General features: G+C 65.4%; 15 protein-coding genes. 7 read left to right on the top strand and 8 right to left on the bottom strand.

All coding sequences use genetic code 11. The features are described 5' to 3' along the window. Nucleotides 1-77 precede the first annotated feature (77 nt). Entirely contained in the window at nt 78-974 is an 897-nt protein-coding gene (locus DFP89_RS10775; RefSeq protein WP_114349395.1) for a LysR family transcriptional regulator, read from the bottom strand. Nucleotides 975-1093: 119 nt separating this feature from the next. Between DFP89_RS10775 and zigA the strand changes: the two genes are divergently transcribed. Beyond that, nucleotides 1094-2323 (top strand): zinc metallochaperone GTPase ZigA, encoded by a 1230-nt coding sequence (zigA, locus tag DFP89_RS10770; protein WP_114349394.1) that lies wholly within the window; start codon nt 1094-1096, stop codon nt 2321-2323. Between the two features lie 14 nt (nt 2324-2337). After that, complete coding sequence (locus DFP89_RS10765) at nt 2338-2649, top strand: DUF6525 family protein (protein ID WP_220269830.1); 312 nt, start codon at nt 2338-2340, stop codon at nt 2647-2649. On the opposite strand, the gene DFP89_RS10760 is transcribed toward DFP89_RS10765, so the two are convergent. Beyond that, nucleotides 2646-3110, bottom strand: a complete 465-nt coding sequence (locus tag DFP89_RS10760) for an Lrp/AsnC family transcriptional regulator (RefSeq protein ID WP_114349393.1) — start codon at nt 3108-3110, stop codon at nt 2646-2648. The genes DFP89_RS10765 and DFP89_RS10760 overlap by 4 nt on opposite strands. Nucleotides 3111-3221: 111 nt before the next feature. On the opposite strand from DFP89_RS10760, the gene putA reads away from it, so the two are divergent. Continuing rightward, nucleotides 3222-6626, top strand: a complete 3405-nt coding sequence (gene putA, locus DFP89_RS10755) for a bifunctional proline dehydrogenase/L-glutamate gamma-semialdehyde dehydrogenase PutA (RefSeq protein ID WP_181870311.1) — start codon at nt 3222-3224, stop codon at nt 6624-6626. A 505-nt stretch (nt 6627-7131) separates the two neighbouring features. Here the strand turns inward: putA and DFP89_RS10750 are convergent. The 5 genes from DFP89_RS10750 to DFP89_RS10730 all read right to left on the bottom strand — a co-directional run bounded on the left by DFP89_RS10750 (nt 7132) and on the right by DFP89_RS10730 (nt 11736). Then, entirely contained in the window at nt 7132-7959 is an 828-nt protein-coding gene (locus DFP89_RS10750; protein WP_114349392.1) for an alpha/beta fold hydrolase, read from the bottom strand. Further along, a complete protein-coding gene (locus tag DFP89_RS10745; protein ID WP_114349391.1) occupies nt 7959-8747 on the bottom strand; it encodes an enoyl-ACP reductase FabI in 789 nt (262 codons plus the stop codon). The genes DFP89_RS10750 and DFP89_RS10745 overlap by 1 nt, the downstream gene beginning before the upstream one ends. A 19-nt stretch (nt 8748-8766) precedes the next feature. Then, nucleotides 8767-9996, bottom strand: coding sequence for a beta-ketoacyl-ACP synthase I (gene fabB / locus DFP89_RS10740; RefSeq protein ID WP_114349390.1), 1230 nt, complete (start codon nt 9994-9996; stop codon nt 8767-8769). A gap of 21 nt (nt 9997-10017) precedes the next feature. After that, a complete protein-coding gene (gene fabA, locus DFP89_RS10735; protein WP_114349472.1) occupies nt 10018-10527 on the bottom strand; it encodes a bifunctional 3-hydroxydecanoyl-ACP dehydratase/trans-2-decenoyl-ACP isomerase in 510 nt (169 codons plus the stop codon). Nucleotides 10528-11070: 543 nt separating this feature from the next. Next, the gene (locus DFP89_RS10730) at nt 11071-11736 is read right to left on the bottom strand and encodes a GntR family transcriptional regulator (RefSeq protein WP_114349389.1); all 666 of its coding nucleotides are present in this window, start codon (nt 11734-11736) and stop codon (nt 11071-11073) included. Between the two features lie 127 nt (nt 11737-11863). Between DFP89_RS10730 and DFP89_RS10725 the strand changes: the two genes are divergently transcribed. The 4 genes from DFP89_RS10725 (at nt 11864) to madM (ending at nt 15972) form a co-directional block, all read left to right on the top strand. After that, nucleotides 11864-13189, top strand: a complete 1326-nt coding sequence (locus DFP89_RS10725) for a malonyl-CoA decarboxylase (protein ID WP_114349388.1) — start codon at nt 11864-11866, stop codon at nt 13187-13189. A 45-nt stretch (nt 13190-13234) separates the two neighbouring features. Further along, a complete protein-coding gene (locus DFP89_RS10720; RefSeq protein WP_114349387.1) occupies nt 13235-14743 on the top strand; it encodes a malonate--CoA ligase in 1509 nt (502 codons plus the stop codon). A gap of 67 nt (nt 14744-14810) precedes the next feature. Further along, complete coding sequence (gene madL / locus DFP89_RS10715) at nt 14811-15206, top strand: malonate transporter subunit MadL (RefSeq protein WP_114349386.1); 396 nt, start codon at nt 14811-14813, stop codon at nt 15204-15206. 1 nt (nt 15207) lies between these two features. Then, nucleotides 15208-15972 carry a malonate transporter subunit MadM gene (gene madM, locus DFP89_RS10710; protein WP_114349385.1) on the top strand — a complete coding sequence of 255 codons (765 nt, stop codon included), beginning with the start codon at nt 15208-15210 and terminating at the stop codon, nt 15970-15972. 31 nt (nt 15973-16003) lie between these two features. On the opposite strand, the gene pdxR is transcribed toward madM, so the two are convergent. After that, a complete protein-coding gene (gene pdxR / locus DFP89_RS10705) occupies nt 16004-17482 on the bottom strand; it encodes a MocR-like pyridoxine biosynthesis transcription factor PdxR (RefSeq protein WP_114349384.1) in 1479 nt (492 codons plus the stop codon). Nucleotides 17483-17490 lie beyond the last annotated feature (8 nt).

Raw genomic sequence — 17490 nt, 5'->3', positions numbered from 1 at the left:
GTCAGGGGCGGCTTCAGCCCCGATGCCGCCCAGATATGCGGGTTTTGGCGAATCCGCCAATGCCAAGTCGCGCTGGGTTATTCCGTTTTTGCATAACCTTCACCAAGATCGCGCGCCGCCTGCCAGACCCGGCCGGTGATGCCGCGCCCGCGTGCGGCATTGCGGTAAAGCCGGATCTCCATCGGCAGTTCGGGGGCGACGATCTCCAGCCGGCCGGCGGCGATCTCGGCCTCGACCATCCGGCGCGGCAGCCAGACGACGCCATGGCCTGCGACTGCCATGCTTTTCATCGCCTCGGCCATCGAGGATTCGTCGGTATGGGCGACATAGACGCGCGGCGCGCCGGGCTGGGCCAAGGCGATGCGCGCCATCTTGTTCAGGAACGAGCCGCGCGAATATTGCAGCATCGGCATGCCGTCGCTCAGCCATTCCTGCGGCCAGCCGGGGCGGGCGACGGCGACCAGACTGTCATGGCCGACGACCAGATGCGGGTATCCCGCCGGGTCCAGCGGGATATTCACCAAAGGATGGGCGAAGGTCAGGAAAAAGTCATAGCCGCCCTCGGACAAGGCCTCGATGCAGCGGTCGAAATTCTCGGGTTTGACGCGGCTGGTCATCTGGCCCGTTGCCGCCTTCAGCCGCATCAGCCAGCCGGGCAGGAAGGTCACGGTCAGGCTGTGCAGCGACAGAAACGAAATCTCGCCGCCGCGGGCGCGGGCGTGGTCGCGGAATTCGGCCCGGCGGGCATGGATCATGCGCACGGTTTCCTCGGCGGTTTCCCGAAACAGCACGCCCTCGGGCGTCAGGGTCACCGGATAGCTGTCGCGCGACAAAAGATCGGTGCCCAGCCATTCCTCCAGCGCGCGGATCCGGCGGGAAAAGGCGCTTTGCGTGACGCCCCGCAGCTCGGCCGAACGCGAAAAGCTGTGCGTCTCGGCCAGCACCAGAAAATCCTCAAGCCATTTGAAATCCATGCGCGCCCCCTGAGGCCCGCTTTAGCCGAGGCGCGGGCGGGCTGCCACAGAAACCGGGTTGCGGGGTGAAGGGCGATCCGCTAACTATGAAATGTAATAACATAACATAAAGGTAAGCCATGCCAGCCAGCCCCCCTTTGGCCCCCTCAGCAGACGGGCGCCTGCCGGTCACGGTCCTGTCGGGTTTTCTGGGCGCGGGAAAGACCACGCTTTTGAACCACGTCCTGAACAATCGCGAGGGCCGCCGCGTCGCGGTCATCGTCAATGACATGTCCGAGGTGAATATCGACGCCGATCTGGTGCGCGAGGGCACATCGCTGTCGCGCGCCGACGAAAAGCTGGTCGAGATGACCAATGGCTGCATCTGCTGCACGCTGCGCGACGACCTTCTGACCGAGGTGCGGCGGCTGGCGGATGAGGGGCGCTTTGACTATCTGCTGATCGAATCGACCGGCATTGCCGAACCGCTGCCGGTCGCCGCCACATTTGATTTCCGCGATGCCGATGGTCACAGCCTGTCGGATATCGCGCGGCTTGATACCATGGTGACGGTGGTCGATGCGGTGAACCTGACGCAGGATTTCTCAAGCCACGACTTTCTGGCCGACCGTGGCGAGTCGCTGGGCGAGGGGGATACCCGCAATCTGGTCGACCTGCTGACCGACCAGATCGAATTCGCCGATGTGATCGTGCTGAACAAGGTCGGCGATGCCGGACCGCAGCGGCTGGATCAGGCCCGCAAGATCATCCGGGCGCTGAACCCGGTCGCCCGGCTGATCGAGACGGATCACAGCCGCGTCCCCGCCAGCACCATCTTTGACACTGGGCTGTTCGACTTTGACCGCGCCCATGAGCACCCGCTTTGGGCGCAAGAGCTTTACGGCTTTGCCCAGCACACCCCCGAGACCGAGGAATACGGCATTTCCTCATTCGTCTATCGCGCGCGCAGACCCTTTCATCCGCAGCGCCTGCACCGCGTCTTGAACGGCGATCTGCCGGGGGTGATCCGCGCCAAGGGGCATTTCTGGATCGGTTCGCGCCCGAACTGGGTGGCCGAATTCAGCCTTGCCGGCGCCATGTCCACGGTGACGCCGCTGGGCGGCTGGTGGGCAAGCGTGCCGCGCTCGCGCTGGCCGACCCATCCCGAGGCCCTGTCCGAAATGCGCCGCAACTGGCTTGACCCCTGGGGCGACCGCCGGCAGGAGCTGGTCTTTATCGGCGCCGGGCTCGACCGTCAGGCGATCACCGCCGCGCTGGACGCCGCCCTGCTGGAGGATGAGGATTTCCAGCCCTCGCGCTGGGTGGCGCTGTCCGATCCCTTTCCGAAATGGGAAAGCCGCACCGGATGATGCGAGGCGGCATGATGCGGGGGCGCGATAAGGCGGGCAACCTTGCCACCACCCTGCCGCGCGGCGGCAGCGGCCGGCCCATGGCGCAATATGACCGCCTGCCGGCCGAGCTGCGGCTTTGGTTGGCAGGCGCTGCGCTGCCATGGAGCGCGGCCTCGGCGCTGCGGCTTTGGCGGCGCGCGCTTCGCGAGGCGGGCGGCGACATTTCCCGTGCCCGCGCGCGGCTCGACCGGGCCGAGGCGCGGATGCTGACGCGCGAGGCGGCCCGCATCTGGGGCGCCGCGCATCCGCTGGCCACCCATGAAATGGCCGGGGCCGGGCCCTAGATCGCGGTCCAGCTTTGTTCGACCACCGCCTCCATGGCGACATAGCTGGTCGTGGCGTGGATATGGGGCAGGGCCGAGATGCTTTCGGCCATGATGCGCCGGTAATCGGCCATATCGCGTGAGCGCACCTTCATCAGATAATCGAAACCGCCGGCGATCATGTAGCACTCCTCGATCTCGGGGATGGCGCGGACGGCGGCGTTGAATTGCTCCAATGCCTTCTGGCGGGTGTCGGATAGCCGCGCCTCGACATAGGTGACATGGGTCAGGCCTAGTTGCAGCGGCGACAGGATGGCGCGATAGCCGGTGATCAGGCCCATCTCCTCCATCTGGCGGATGCGCAGGGCGACAGGGGTCTTGGACAGCCCGACCTTGCGCGCCAGTTCCGTGACCGGAATTCGGGCATTGGCGACCAGCTCATGCAGGATTTTGCGGTTGGTGGCGTCCAGAGCTTCGTCCATGGTCCAGAATTCCCGTCGATTTTGCTGTGATCGCCTATCGATTTGCCACATTATGGTCACATGGTCCACGGCTTTCCCGATATCAGACGCCCCAGACCGCAGGAGATTCCCATGCCCGCCATCCCCCTTTCCGCCCTTGATCTTGATATGAAATTCCAGCCCGAGGGCCCGCTTCTGGACCGTCTGGTGACCGAGGCCGCGCTGAGCCCCGGCGAGCGCGCCGCGATCACCGCCCGCGCCGCCGATCTGGTGCGCCGCATCCGTGCCGAGGCCAAGCCCACGCTGATGGAACATTTCCTGTCGGAATACGGGCTTTCGACCCGCGAGGGCGTCGCCCTGATGTGTCTGGCCGAGGCGATGCTGCGCGTCCCGGACCGCGAAACCATCGACGCGCTGATCGAGGACAAGATCGCCCCCTCGGACTGGGGCCGGCATCTGGGCGAGGCGTCCTCGTCGCTGGTCAATGCCTCGACCTGGGCCCTGATGCTGACGGGCAAGGTGCTGGACGACGATCAGGGCGGCATTGCGGGCACGCTGCGCGGCGCCATCCGCCGTCTGGGCGAGCCGGTGATCCGCGCCGCCGTCGGCCGCGCGATGAAGGAAATGGGCCGCCAGTTCGTGCTGGGCGAGACCATCCACAAGGCCTTGGACCGCGCCAAGACCCGCGAGGCGCAGGGCTTTACCTATAGCTATGACATGCTGGGCGAGGCGGCGATGACTGGGGCGGATGCCGCGCGCTATGCCCGCGATTATTCCGACGCCATCGCGGCGATCGCGAAGGCCTGTGACAAGGGCTCGGTCGAGCTGAACCCGGGCATCTCGATCAAGCTTTCGGCGCTGCATCCGCGCTATGAGGTCGCCCACGAATCCCGCGTGCTGGCTGAGCTGGTTCCGGTCGTGCTGTCCCTGGCGCGGCAGGCCAAGGCCGGCGGCATGGGCATGAATATCGACGCCGAGGAACAGGACCGGCTGGTCCTGTCGATGAAGGTGATCGAGGCGGTGCTGTCGGATCCCTCGCTTGCGGGTTGGGACGGGTTCGGCGTCGTGGTGCAGGCCTATGGCAAGCGCGCCGGCCAGATCATCGACTGGCTTTACGCGCTGGCCACGCGGCTTGACCGCAAGATCATGGTGCGTCTGGTCAAGGGCGCCTATTGGGACAGCGAGATCAAGCGCGCCCAGGTCGAAGGGCTGCCGGGCTTTTCGCTGTTCACCAGCAAGGTCGCGACCGATGTCAGCTATATCGCCAATGCCCGTAAGCTGATCGGCTATTCGGACCGCATCTATCCGCAATTCGCCACCCATAACGCCCAGACCGTCGCGGCGGTGCTGGAAATGGTCGATGGCATCCCGTTCGAGTTCCAGCGCCTGCATGGCATGGGCGAGCGGCTGCATGACATCGTGCTGAATGACACCAAGGGCCGCTGCCGCATCTATGCGCCGGTCGGGGCGCATCGCGACCTCTTGGCCTATCTGGTGCGCCGCCTGCTGGAAAACGGTGCGAACTCGTCCTTTGTCCATCAGATCGTGGACGAATCCGTGACCCCCGAACAGGTCGCCCGCGACCCGCTTGAGGCGCTGGCGGACGCCAAGGCCCCGGCAAGCCTGCTGGCCCCTCAGGCGATCTTTGGCGCCGGGCGCCCGAACTCGCAGGGCTTTGACCTGAGCGACGAGGGCACGCTGGCCCGGATCGAGAACGCCCGCAGCTGCGCCATTCCCGATGCCGAGCCGCTGACCGTCTCGGCCCCCACCGGCACCCGCGTCCCGGTCGTGAACCCTGCGAACCGCGAGCTGGTCGCCCATGTGCTGGAGGCCGATGCCGCCACCGTCGCCCGCGCCATCGAGGATGCCCGCATCTGGGACGCCCCGGCTGCCGAGCGCGCCGCCGTCCTGCGTCGCGCCGCCGATCTTTACGAGGCCGAATTCGGCCCGATCTTTGCGACGCTGGCGCGCGAGGCCGGAAAGATCCTGCCCGATGCCGTGGGCGAGCTGCGCGAAGCCGTGGATTTCCTGCGCTATTACGCCGCCGAGGGCGAGGCCGCGACCAATGCCCCGCGTGGCATCATCACCGCGATCAGCCCGTGGAACTTTCCGCTGGCCATCTTTACCGGCCAGATCGCGGCCGCGCTGATGGCCGGGAATGCGGTGCTGGCCAAGCCTGCCGAGCAGACCCCGCTGATCGCGGCCATTGCCGTCCGGCTGCTGCATCAGGCCGGCGTGCCCGCATCGGCGCTGCAACTGCTGCCGGGGCAGGGCGGCACGGTCGGTGCGGCGCTGACCTCGGACGCGCGCATCAAGGGCGTGGTCTTTACCGGCTCGACCGAGACCGCGCAGATCATCGCCCGCGCCATGGCCGACCATATGGAGCCGGGGACGCCCCTGATCGCCGAAACCGGCGGGCTGAACGCGATGATCGTCGATTCGACCGCGCTGCCCGAACAGGCGGTGCGCGATATCGTGGCCTCCAGCTTCCGCTCGGCCGGTCAGCGTTGCTCGGCCCTGCGCTGCCTTTATGTGCAGGAAGACATCGCCCCTCACCTGATCGCCATGATCAAGGGCGCCATGGACGAGCTGCGCGTGGGCGATCCCTGGAGCCTTGCGACCGATGTCGGCCCGGTGATCGACGCCGAGGCCCAGGACGGGATCGAGGGTTATACCGACGCCAATGCCGGTCGCATCCTGCACCGCGTCTGGGCGCCGAAACAGGGCCATTACATCGCCCCGGTCCTGCTGAAGGTCAGCGGTATCAAGGACATGGACCGCGAGGTCTTTGGCCCGGTGCTGCATGTCGCGACCTTCCGCGCCGACCAGCTTGAACGTGTCATCGCCGACATCAACGCGCGCGGCTATGGCCTGACCTTTGGCCTGCACACCCGGATCGATTCCCGCGTGCAAGAGGTCTCCGAGGCGATTCATGCCGGCAATATCTACGTCAACCGCAACCAGATCGGCGCGGTCGTGGGCAGCCAGCCCTTTGGCGGCGAGGGGCTTTCGGGCACCGGTCCCAAGGCGGGCGGTCCGCTTTATCTGGCGCGTTTCTTCGCGCCCGAGCCGGTCCCGGCGGGCACGGAATGGAGCAAGCATGCCGACAGCCGGGTGCTGAGCCGCGCCGCCGCCCATGGCGCCGAAAAGCCGGTATCCGAGCAGATCATGCCCGGCCCGACGGGTGAGCTGAACCGGCTGATGATCCTGCCGCGCTCGTCGGTGCTGTGCCTTGGTCCGGGACCCGAGACGGTCAAGGCGCAGGCCGCCGCGGTCGAAGCCCTTGGCGGGCTTGCGCTGTCGGTGGACGGTTACCTGACCCCCGAGGCGCTGGCCGCGATCAAGGATATCTCCGCCGCGATCTGGTGGGGTGATGCCGAGACTGGCCGCGCCTATATGCGGGCGCTGGCCACGCGCAAGGGGCCAATCACACCGCTGATCACCGCCGGGCCCGATCAGGCCCATGTCGCGCATGAGCGCCATCTCTGTGTCGACACCACGGCCGCTGGCGGTAACGCCGCGCTGCTGGCGGGGTGATTGGCTGATCTGCGGGGGATCAGTTTCCCCCGCATACAGAAACCGGGCAGGCGCAGATGGCTGCGTCTGCCCGTGTTTTGACTATACATTCAGTATTGGATCGCGGCTTTCTGCGCGGGCGATCCGATCTGGTTCAACGAGATCGCTTGATCGAATGTCGTACTTGGCAGAGTGAGATTGCTAGCGCGTCAAGCCGCGCGATTGCTCATACGGCGCGCAGCAATTGGATGACACGGTTAATCTGCATTCCGAGTGGTATTCGTGACCCGCTTGCTAAGGAGCGAACCGGAAGTAAGCGGCGAAATTCCTCATGCCACCACACGCATCCAACTGACATGACCTCCATGAGCATCGTGGCTTTTCTGGTCACGCCATTCGCCGGCTGGGAATGATCGCCCATCCCAGGTTCCATCTGCGTTGATGAAGGGTATGAGGGCCAGCGCTGTTTCGATGAACCGGGCAGCCATGGAAATGGGCGGGCTGTGCAGGATATCGCCTTAAAGCCTTAGCGCATTCGGGCCAGCCATGCCTCAATCGCGGCCAGAGCCTCCGGTTCGTCCAGATAGGGGATATGCGCCCGGTCGGGCACTTCGGCAAAGATCATGTCCGGGCGACGCTGCCGCATGCGCCCGGCTGCTTCGCGCGAGAAAAGATCCGAATTCGCCCCCCGGATTAGCGCGAATGGCAAGCCCTGCGCAGCATCGAACAGTGGCCACATATCCACCGCCGGCCCATCAAAAGCGGCCAGAAACGCCTCGCGCAGCGCCGGGTCGTAATTGATCCGCAGCCCGCCCTCGGGCGTCTCGACGTAATGTCGCTGCGCTTCCTCCAGCCAACGGCTTGCGGGCACATTGGCAAAGCCCGGCATAGCCGCAGGCAGTCGCTGGGCCAGTTCCTCAAGGCTGCGCGCGGCCGGGTTGCGCCCGACATAGTCGAAGATGCGCTCAAGCCCGGCGCGTTCCAATTCGGGACCGACATCGTTCAGGCACAGGCCCAGCACCCGGTCCCGGGCCACGGCGGCCAGCAGCATGCCGATCAACCCGCCGCGCGACGTGCCAAGCACCGCTGCCTTTTCGATGCCCAGATGGTCCAGCAGCGCTAACGCGTCCTTGCCCTCTTGCGGCACGGTATAAGTCGTGGCTCCGGTCCAGTCCGAGGCCCCGCGCCCCCGGTAATCCGGCCGGATCAGTCGCACGCCCCGCAGATGCGGCGCCAGATAGTCGAAATCCGTGCCGTTCCGGGTCAGCCCCGACAGCGCCAGAACGGGCAGCCCCTCACCCTCATCGCGATAGGCAAGGCGTGCGCCATCCTCGGCCCGGAAATGCCGGATCATCAAAGATTTTCCGTCTGCGGCATACCCAGAACATGATAGCCGCCATCGACGAGTACGATCTCGCCGGTGGTGCAGGCGCCCCAATCCGAGCACAACCAGACGGCCGTGCCCCCGATCGCTTCTAGCGTGGCATTGGCGCGCAAGGGCGCATTCGCCTCGGTATGACGATAGGTCTTGCGCGCGCCGCCGATGGCCGCGCCGGCCAGGGTTTTCATTGGGCCGGGGCTGATCGCATTCACCCGGATCCCGTCGGGACCCAGATCATTGGCGAGATAACGGACAGAGGATTCCAGTGCAGCTTTGGCCACCCCCATGACATTGTAGAACGGTGTAACCCGGTTCGACCCGCCATAGGTCAGCGTGATGATCGAGCCGCCATTCGTCATCAGAGGCTGCGCCCGCCGGGCGAGGTCGATCAGCGAATAGCAGGAAATCGTCAAGGAGTTCTTAAAGTTGTCGCGGCTTGTATGAATAAAGCGGCCGGTCAGCTCGTTCTTGTCCGAAAAGGCGATGGCATGGACCAGAAAATCCATGCCGCCCCAGCGTGTGCCGATCTGATCAAAGGCACGGCCCAGAGAATCGTCGTCCGTGACATCGACATCCATCAGGAAATCCGAACCCAGCGACTGGGCCAGCGGCTCGACGCGCTTGCCAAAGGCTTCGCCCTGATAGGAAAAGGCCAGCTCGGCACCCTGATCGGCCAGCGCCTTCGCGATCCCCCAGGCAATCGAGCGGTCATTCGCGACCCCCATCACAAGGCCGCGTTTTCCCTTCAACATATCGCCCATGGCTTAACCTTTTCTTCGTTTATTCGCGGTACTTCGACAAAAGCAGCGTCGCGTTGGTGCCACCAAAGCCGAAACTATTGGAAAGGATGCTATCAAAATCAACATTATCGACGCGCTGCATCGCGATTTCCTCGGGCCGGATCTCGGGATCAAGCTCGGTGATGTTGGCCGAGGCGGTGATGAAGCCGTTCTGCATCATCAGCAGCGAATAGATTGCCTCGTGGACGCCGGTCGCGCCCAGCGAATGGCCGGTCAGCGATTTGGTCGAGGAAACCGGCGGCACCGCGCCTTCGCCAAAGACGCGGCGCAGGGCCTTGATTTCACCGACGTCGCCGACGGGGGTCGAGGTGCCATGGGCGTTGACATAGCTGACACGCCGTCCCTCGGGCAGGGTGGACAGCGCCAGCCGCATCGAACGTTCGCCGCCCTCGCCCGACGGTGCCACCATGTCATAGCCGTCGCTGGTCGCGCCGTAGCCGGTCACTTCGGCATAGATCTTTGCGCCGCGCGCCAGTGCGTGGTTCAATTCCTCAAGTACGACGACGCCCGCGCCGCCAGCGATGACAAAGCCGTCGCGGGTCGCGTCAAACGGGCGCGAGGCGGTTTGCGGCGTATCGTTGTATTTCGAGGACATGGCGCCCATGGCGTCGAACAGGCAGGACAGCGTCCAGTCCAGTTCCTCGCCACCACCGGCAAAGACGATGTCCTGCTTGCCCATCTGGATCAGCTCGGTCCCGTTGCCCACGCAATGCGCCGAGGTCGAGCAGGCCGAGGTAATCGAATAGTTCACGCCCCGGATCTTGAACGGCGTGGCAAGACAGGCCGAATTGGTCGAGGACATGCAGCGCGTGACCATGAACGGCCCCATGCGCTTGGGCGCACCCTTTTCAATGACAATGCGATGCGCGTCGAAAAGATTTGCGGTCGAGGGGCCGCCCGAGCCCATGACCAGCCCGGTGCGGTCGTTCGAGACATCCTCGGCGGCAAGACCGGCATCGGCGATGGCTTGCTCCATCGCCAGGAAATTATAGGCCGCGCCAGCGCCCATGAAGCGCAGATTGCGCTTGTCGATGTGATCTTCCAGCACGATCTGGGGCATGCCATGGACCTGGCTGCGGAAGCCGTGCTCGGCATATTCAGGGGCAAAAACGATGCCCGAGCGCCCGACGCGCAGGCTTTCGGTGACTTCGGTGGCATTGTTGCCGATGGGAGAGACGATGCCCAGCCCGGTGATGACGACACGGCGCATGGCGTGCTCCTTGTGCATGGATCAGGCGGCCGAGAGGGCCACTTTCATGTCCTTGACTTCATAGATGGTTTCGCCGTCGGCCTCGACGCGGCCATCGGCGACGCCCATGGTCAGGCGACGGGTTTGAACAGCCTTTGTAAAGTCGACATAGTAGCGCAGCATCTTGCGGTCGGGGCGGACCATGCCGGTCAGCTTGACCTCGCCCACACCAAGCGCATAGCCGCGACCCTGCCAGCCGCGCCAGCCAAGGTTGAAGCCGGTCAGTTGCCACAGACCGTCAAGGCCCAGACAGCCAGGCATAATCGGGTTGCCGGGGAAGTGGCAGGGAAAGAACCACAGGTCGGGGTGGATGTCGAATTCGGCCACGACATGGCCCTTGCCGTGCAGTCCGGCGTCGCCCGAGATATCGGTGATGCGGTCCATCATCAGCATCGGCGGTTCGGGCAATTGCGCATTGCCGGGGCCGAAAAGTTCGCCACGGGCGCAGGCCAGCAGATCTTCCTTGTCAAAGCTGGTCCGTGTCATCGTCATGCGCGTGCTTTCCCCTTGAATCAACATGGTGTTGCTTGGCTGGTGCGGGCCAGCGACGTGCCTGCCCGCGAACTTGACGCCCGGTCTATCATTCCGGCCCGGCAGGGCGCAAGGGCGCAGGCTTTGCCTATAATATCACAGGAAACATCGCCGTTGTCGTTTCGTTTCGATACCGCCGGCAGGATCCTGCGGCTGGTCGTGGCGCGGCTGTGGCGCGGATCTGGGTCGAGAGGCTGAGTGCGCCGCGGGCATGTCCAAACGCGCTGGCTGCGGCGGGGGCGGTGCTGACGATCCTTGCTTGGGCTGATCGCCACGCGCCCTATCGGGGCGAAGCTGGTGCTGCGCGGAGGTGATCGGCGGCTCGGTCGTGATCTGCGGCACTTTGGCAGCCATCGCCATTGCCGCCGTCGCAATCGAGACGTCGCTGGTCCGGATGCTTGGCCTGAGCGGCGGTGCAGTCATGCTGATGGTCGCTGAGACGGTGTTCTGGGCGGCGTTCGTCATCGCCGGCCTGCATTTCCGGGGCCGAACGCCAGCCTGCGCTCAGGCGTCCGCCATGCGGATCGAGGCCACCAAATCGTGGAAACGGTCGCCCTGGATCACGACATGGTTGCGCATCTCGGCGGCGGCGGCGTCGGCCTCGCCCGCCGCAATCAGGTCCACGATGGTCTGATGCTCTTCCAGAGAGCGCTTCATCCGGCCGCGGGACTGCAATTGCCGCCGCCGATAGGGCTGCAGCATGGCTTGCAGGCGCAGTGCCTCGGCCTCGAGAAAGGCATTGCGCGACGCGGCATAGATCGCGTGATGGAAGGCGGTGTTTTCGTAATAATAGGCGTCGCTGTCGCCTGTGGTCACGGCGCGCATGCAGGCGGCTTGCGCGGCACGGATGGTTTCGATTTCGGGCGGCGAGGCGCGGCGGGCGGCCAGCCGGGCGCACATCGCTTCAAGCTCGGCCATGACCTCGAATCGCTCGGCCAGTTCGGGCACGCCCAGTTTTGTGACAAAAGTGCCGCGCTTGGCGCGCACGCTGACCAGTCCCGAGCCCTCGAGCGCCTGCAACGCCTCGCGGATGGGCGTGCGCGAACAGCCAAAACGCATGGCCAGCGCCTCGGGGTCCAGCCGCTCGCCGGGCAGAAACTTGCCGTCCACGATCGCGTTTTCCAGTGCATCACGGATGTGTTGCACAGTGGGTTTTTGCGCATGGGGCATGCTGCGGAACCTTTGAATTTATTCCTGATAGTTATCCATCAAGAAATAAAAAATGTCCATATCAAGTTTTGATGTATACAACATGTGATATTTGACGTACAACATTGCCCAGTAAGGAGGGAACGACATGGCAAAGGTCAATCTGGCATTCCTGAACGATCTGGTGCAGGCGATTACCCGTACCGAGCGTCGCGGGCGGGGCAAGGATCAGCTGACGGCGCAGACCCTGCTGATGCGCCCGCCGGCCGAGCGGCTGGCGGCGGCCTGCGACGTGCTGATGGGCCGCATCGGCGAGGCGGCGCGCGTCGCCGTGGCCGAACAGGCGCTGGCGGCCTATGCCGAGCTGGATGCCGAAAAGCAGCATGACTTCTTTGCCCTGCTGCGCGACCGTTTCGGGGCTGATCCCGAACCGATCCGCAAAGCCTATGCCGCCTATGACGCCGATCCTTCGGCCGCCAATCTGGCCAGCCTGTTCGAGGCGGTCGAGCCGCGCCGCCAGACCCTGCTGCGGCGGCTGAACATGGCGCCGGGCGCGACGCTGAAACTGGTCGCGATGCGTGCCGATCTGCTGAAGGCCATCGCCGCCAATCCCAGTCTTGCGCCCATCGACAGCGATTTTGCGCATCTGCTGGGCTCGTGGTTCAATCGCGGTTTCCTCTATCTTGAGCGGATCGACTGGTCGACGCCGGCGGCGATTCTGGAAAAGATCATCGCCTATGAATCGGTCCATCAGATCGCGGACTGGGACGATCTGCGCCGCCGTCTGGATCAGGCCGACCGCCGCTGTTATGCGTTTTTCCATCCTGCGACCGGGAATGAGCCGCTGATCTTTGTCGAGGTGGCGTTGACCCGTGCCATTCCCGACGCCATCGCGCCGATCCTGACCGCACCGCGCGTCGACGCCCCCGACGAGGCCGACACCGCGGTATTTTATTCGATCAACAACAGCCTGCCGGGGCTGAAGGGCGTCTCGTTCGGCAATCTGCTGATCAAGCAGGTGGTCGCGGTCCTGCAGGCCGAGCTGCCGCAGATCAAGACCTTCGTCACCCTGTCGCCGGCCCCGGGTTTCGCCGCCTGGCTGTCGGGTGAGACCGATTCCCGTGCGGTGGCACTGCGGACCGAGCTGGAAAAGGGCGGCTGGCAAAACGATCCTGCCGAGGTCGAGCGTCTGCGTCCCGAGGTCGAGGCCGCCGCCGCGCGCTATTTCACCGAAGCCAGGTCGCGCAAGGGCGCGCCCTATGATCCGGTGGCGCGCTTTCATCTGGGCAATGGCGCCGCCGCATGGCGGGTGAACTGGCCGGCCGATCTGGCACCGGGCGCCGTCAAGCGTGGCCACGGGCTGATGATCAACTATCTTTACGATCCCGTCGCCATCGAGACCCAGCACGAGGCTTTCATGCGCGACGGGACCATCGCGACCGGCGCGCCGCTGGCCTCGGTGCTGGCGCGCTGACAAGATGCGCTGACAGGATCAGGACATAAGGGGAGAGAGGGTACCATGCAGACGATTCATCAAAGCTTTATCGCCTCGGTCGAGGCCAATCCCGGCAAGGCGCTGTTCGAGCGTCCCGGCCAGCCCGACATCACCTATGCCGAGGCCCGCGTCTTGGTCGAGCGCTTCGCGGCGGTCCTGACGGGTGCCGGCGTTCAGCCCGGCGACCGCGTGGCCGTGCAGACCGACAAGAGCGCCGAGGCCATCTGCCTGTATCTGGCGACCTTGCAGGTGGGGGGCGTCTATCTGCCGCTGAACACCGCCTATACCGGGGCCGAGATCGACTATTTCCTGGGCGATGCCGCGCCGCGCGTGTTTGTCTGCACCCCGGCCACGCTGACCGAACACAAGGCTCGCGAAAGCGATGGCATGCGTGTCGAAAGCCTCGGCGGCAAGGGCGAGGGCAGCCTGATGGATCTGGCCGCAGCCGCCACGCCGCGCAAGGACAGCGTGGCGCGCGGCATGGATGATCCGGCGGCGATCCTTTACACCTCGGGGACGACGGGGCGCTCCAAGGGCGCGGTGCTGACCCATGGCAACCTTGCCTCGAACACCGCGGCGCTGCTGGAAAGCTGGCGCTATACCGGCGATGACCGGCTGATCCACGCGCTGCCAATCTTTCACACCCATGGCCTGTTCGTCGCCGCGAACATGTCCATCGTCACTGGCGCCACGATGATCTGGCTGACGAAATTCGACGGTGACGAGGTCGTCGGCCTGATGGCCAATGCGACGGTGCTGATGGGGGTGCCGACCTTTTATACCCGGCTGCTGAAATCCGACCGGCTGGGTCGCGACACCACCGCCGGGATGCGGCTTTTCGTCTCCGGCTCGGCGCCTTTGCTGGCCGAGGATCACCGCGCCTTCGAGGAACGCACCGGCCATGCCATTCTGGAGCGCTATGGCATGACCGAGACCTGCATGATCACCACCAACCCCTATGACGGCGCGCGCAAGCCCGGTGCCGTCGGTATGGCATTGCCCGGCATCGAGATCCGCGTGACCGAGCGCGAGACCGGCAGGCCGCTGCCGCAGGGCGAAATCGGCGCCATCGAGGTGCGCGGCCCAAACGTCTTTCAGGGCTATTGGCAGATGCCGGAAAAGACCGCGTCCGAGTTCCGCAAGGACGGCTTCTTCATCACCGGCGATCTGGGCCAGATCGGCGAGGATGGCTATCTGCGCATCGTCGGGCGCGACAAGGATCTGGTGATCTCGGGCGGCTATAACGTCTACCCGAAAGAGGTCGAAAGCCTGATCGACGACATTCCCGGCGTCGTGGAAAGCGCCGTGATCGGCCTTGCCCATCCCGATCTGGGTGAGGGCGTCACCGCCATCGTCGTGCCGCAAAAGGGCGCAAGCCTCGATGAACGTGCGGTCATCGCGGCCATCACCGACAAGCTGGCGCGCTACAAGCAGCCCAAGCGCGTCCTGTTCGTCGAGGAACTGCCGCGCAATGTCATGGGCAAGGTCCAGAAGGCCGAGCTGCGCAAAAGCTACGCCGACCTTTACCGCTGAACTTTCTGTCCGGGCGTGACGGGGCAGAGGAGGCCCCGCCCGGATATCCCCAAGGGAGGATTTCCAGATGATCATTTATGGCACCGCCGTTCTGGCGGGTTGTCTGATCGCGGGCATGATTGTCGGCGATGTTCTGGGCGCGCTTCTCGGCGTCGATTCCAATGTCGGCGGCGTGGGTTTCGCCATGCTGCTGCTGATCGTGCTGAGCGACTGGATGCGCCGCGTCGGGAAGTTCCCGCCGCTGAGCGAACAGGGCGTCCTTTACTGGAGCGCGATGTATATCCCCATCGTCGTCGCCATGGCGGCGACCCAGAATGTGGTCTCGGCCGTGACCGGCGGCCCGATCGCGCTTCTGGCCGGGGTCGGGGCGACGGTGGTCTGCTGGGCGCTGGTCCCGGCCGTCGCCCGCATCGGCGGCGTGTCCGAGCCCTTGCCCCCCACCACCGAAGAGGAGGCCGGCTGAGATGGAACTGATTTCCGAAGTCCTGATCAAGAACGGGTTGCTTTTCGCCTTTGTCATCGTCGGCCTGATGATGTGGGTCAGCTATTACGCCTCGCATCACCTGACCAATGGCCGGCTGCACGGCTCGGCAGTGGCGATCATCCTTGGGCTGGTGCTGGCCTATGTCGGCGGGGTGATGACCGGCGGCAAGAAGGGCATGGCCGATCTCGAGCTGTTTGCTGGCATGGGCATCATGGGCGGCGCCATGCTGCGCGACTTTGCCATCGTCTCGACCGCTTACGGTGTCGATCTGGGGCTGATCCGCAAGGCCGGGGTGACGGGCGTCGTCTCGCTGATCCTGGGGATCGTGCTGTCCTTCATCGTCGGCGGCGTGGTCGCGCTGATGTTTGGCTATAGCGATGCAGTCAGCATGACCACGCTGGGCGCGGGTGCGGCGACCTATATCGTCGGCCCGGTGACCGGCACGGCGCTGGGCGCCTCAAGCGAGATCATCGCGCTGTCGGTCGCGGCGGGCCTGATCAAGTCGGTTCTGGTGATGATCGGCACGCCCTTCATCGCGCCGCTGATCGGACTGAACAATCCGAAATCGGCCATGGCCTATGGCGGGCTGATGGGCACGACCAGCGGTGTCGCCGGAGGCCTCGCCGCGACCGACAAGCGGCTGGTGCCTTATGGCGCGATGACGGCGACCTTCTATACCGGGCTTGGCTGCCTGCTTGGACCGTCGCTGATGTATTTCATCTTCCGTGCCGTCATGGGCGGATAAGCGGATGGGCCGCCCCTCGGGGCGGCCTTTCTCATGGACGAAGGTCGCGGATGGTCCGGGCGATGCGGGCGATGCCTTCGGGGATGCGCTCGGCCGGGATCGAGGAATAGGCCAGCCGGTAAAAGCCGCGCCCCTGCGCCGGGTCGCTGAAAAATGCCGCGCCGGGTTCGATGAGCACGTCGCGGGTCTTGAGCACCTCGGTCAGGACCTTCGCGTCGATGCCGGGCGGCGTCGCCAGCCAGAAGCTGGAACCGCCGGTGGTGCCGGGCGAGGCCAACTCCATCCCCTCGGCGGCGATGGCCTCAAGCATGATCCGGCGACGCTGGGCAAAGGCGCGGCGCATGCGGTTCGCCTGCGCGTCGTAATGGCCCAGCGACAGGAAATGCGCCAGCGTGCGCTGCATGTGGCCGGGCGGATGGCGCAGCATCATGCCGCGCAGCGCGCGCGCCTCGGCGATGAAGCGGGGATCGGCGACCAGATAGCCCAGCCGCAGCCCCGGAAACACCGATTTCGAGAATGAGCCGACATAGATCACCGCCCCCGCCCGGTCGATGGCCTTGAGCGCGGGCGAGGGCGCACCGGCAAAGGACATCTCGAATTCATAGTCGTCCTCGACCACGGCGAAACCCTGCGCCTGCGCGCGCGCCAGCAGCGCCTTGCGGCGCGCGAGCGGCATGGTCGAATTGGTCGGGCATTGGTGGCTGGCGGTGGTGAAAACGGCTGCGATGCCGGGGGGCACAGCTTCGGGCGGCAGGCCCTGCGGGTCGACCGGCACCGGCAGGACGCGGGCGCCGCTGGCCGAAAGGATCTCGCGCTGACCGGGATATGAGGGGTCCTCGATGGCGCAGGAGGCGCCGGGGCGCAGCAGAAGCTGTGTCACCAGCCACAGCGCGTTCTGCGCCCCCATGGTCAGCAGGATTTCATCGGGGCCGGCGCTGATGCCGCGCCGGGGCAGGATCTGGCGGGCGATGTGATCGACCAGTTCGGCATCATCGGCGTCGTAAAGATCGCTGGTGACGGCGGCGAATTCGCGCCGGCCCAGCACGCGCATGGCGCAATCGCGCCAGGCGGCATGATCGACCAGCGCCGGATCGGCCTGCCCGTAGATGAAGGGATAGCCATAGCGTTGCCAGTCCCGCGTCCGGTCCGAACGCTGCGCGCGGCTGTAGCGGTGTTCAAGCTGGCGGTCCCAGTCGAAACGCCCGGTGGCGGGGGGGCTGTCGCCGGCCTCGATCCGGCGCTCGATCCGGTCCGAGATGAAATGCCCCGAACGGTCCCGGCTGGTCAGGTAATCGGTCGAGACAAGCTCGGCGAAGGCCTGCGCCACCGTCACCCGCGCCACCCCCAGATGATCGGCCAATGCGCGCGTCGAGGGCAGCTTCTCGCCGGCGCGAAACCGCCCCGCCGTCACCGCCGCGATGATCTGGCGGCGCAACTGGACCTGCAAGGGCAGGCCCGCGCCGCGCTCGGGGCTGCGGTCCAGAAAGAAGGCGTCGGGGGAAATGGGCATCAGGGGAT

It is taken from the genome of Paracoccus lutimaris (genome assembly GCF_003337565.1).
Taxonomy (GTDB): domain Bacteria; phylum Pseudomonadota; class Alphaproteobacteria; order Rhodobacterales; family Rhodobacteraceae; genus Paracoccus; species Paracoccus lutimaris.
The sequence above is the reverse complement of the archived record's forward strand: the minus strand, read 5'-3'. Positions and strand labels throughout refer to the sequence as shown.

Bases quoted from the DNA above. Each gene is read 5' to 3' on its own strand.
- DFP89_RS10775 (WP_114349395.1), bottom strand. From the start codon at position 974: ATGGATTTCAAATGGCTTGAGGATTTTCTGGTGCTGGCCGAGACGCAC.
- zigA (WP_114349394.1), top strand. From the start codon at position 1,094: ATGCCAGCCAGCCCCCCTTTGGCCCCCTCAGCAGACGGGCGCCTGCCG.
- DFP89_RS10765 (WP_220269830.1), top strand. From the start codon at position 2,338: ATGCGGGGGCGCGATAAGGCGGGCAACCTTGCCACCACCCTGCCGCGC.
- DFP89_RS10760 (WP_114349393.1), bottom strand. From the start codon at position 3,110: ATGGACGAAGCTCTGGACGCCACCAACCGCAAAATCCTGCATGAGCTG.
- putA (WP_181870311.1), top strand. From the start codon at position 3,222: ATGCCCGCCATCCCCCTTTCCGCCCTTGATCTTGATATGAAATTCCAG.
- DFP89_RS10750 (WP_114349392.1), bottom strand. From the start codon at position 7,959: ATGATCCGGCATTTCCGGGCCGAGGATGGCGCACGCCTTGCCTATCGC.
- DFP89_RS10745 (WP_114349391.1), bottom strand. From the start codon at position 8,747: ATGGGCGATATGTTGAAGGGAAAACGCGGCCTTGTGATGGGGGTCGCG.
- fabB (WP_114349390.1), bottom strand. From the start codon at position 9,996: ATGCGCCGTGTCGTCATCACCGGGCTGGGCATCGTCTCTCCCATCGGC.
- fabA (WP_114349472.1), bottom strand. From the start codon at position 10,527: ATGACGATGACACGGACCAGCTTTGACAAGGAAGATCTGCTGGCCTGC.
- DFP89_RS10730 (WP_114349389.1), bottom strand. From the start codon at position 11,736: ATGCCCCATGCGCAAAAACCCACTGTGCAACACATCCGTGATGCACTG.
- DFP89_RS10725 (WP_114349388.1), top strand. From the start codon at position 11,864: ATGGCAAAGGTCAATCTGGCATTCCTGAACGATCTGGTGCAGGCGATT.
- DFP89_RS10720 (WP_114349387.1), top strand. From the start codon at position 13,235: ATGCAGACGATTCATCAAAGCTTTATCGCCTCGGTCGAGGCCAATCCC.
- madL (WP_114349386.1), top strand. From the start codon at position 14,811: ATGATCATTTATGGCACCGCCGTTCTGGCGGGTTGTCTGATCGCGGGC.
- madM (WP_114349385.1), top strand. From the start codon at position 15,208: ATGGAACTGATTTCCGAAGTCCTGATCAAGAACGGGTTGCTTTTCGCC.
- pdxR (WP_114349384.1), bottom strand. From the start codon at position 17,482: ATGCCCATTTCCCCCGACGCCTTCTTTCTGGACCGCAGCCCCGAGCGC.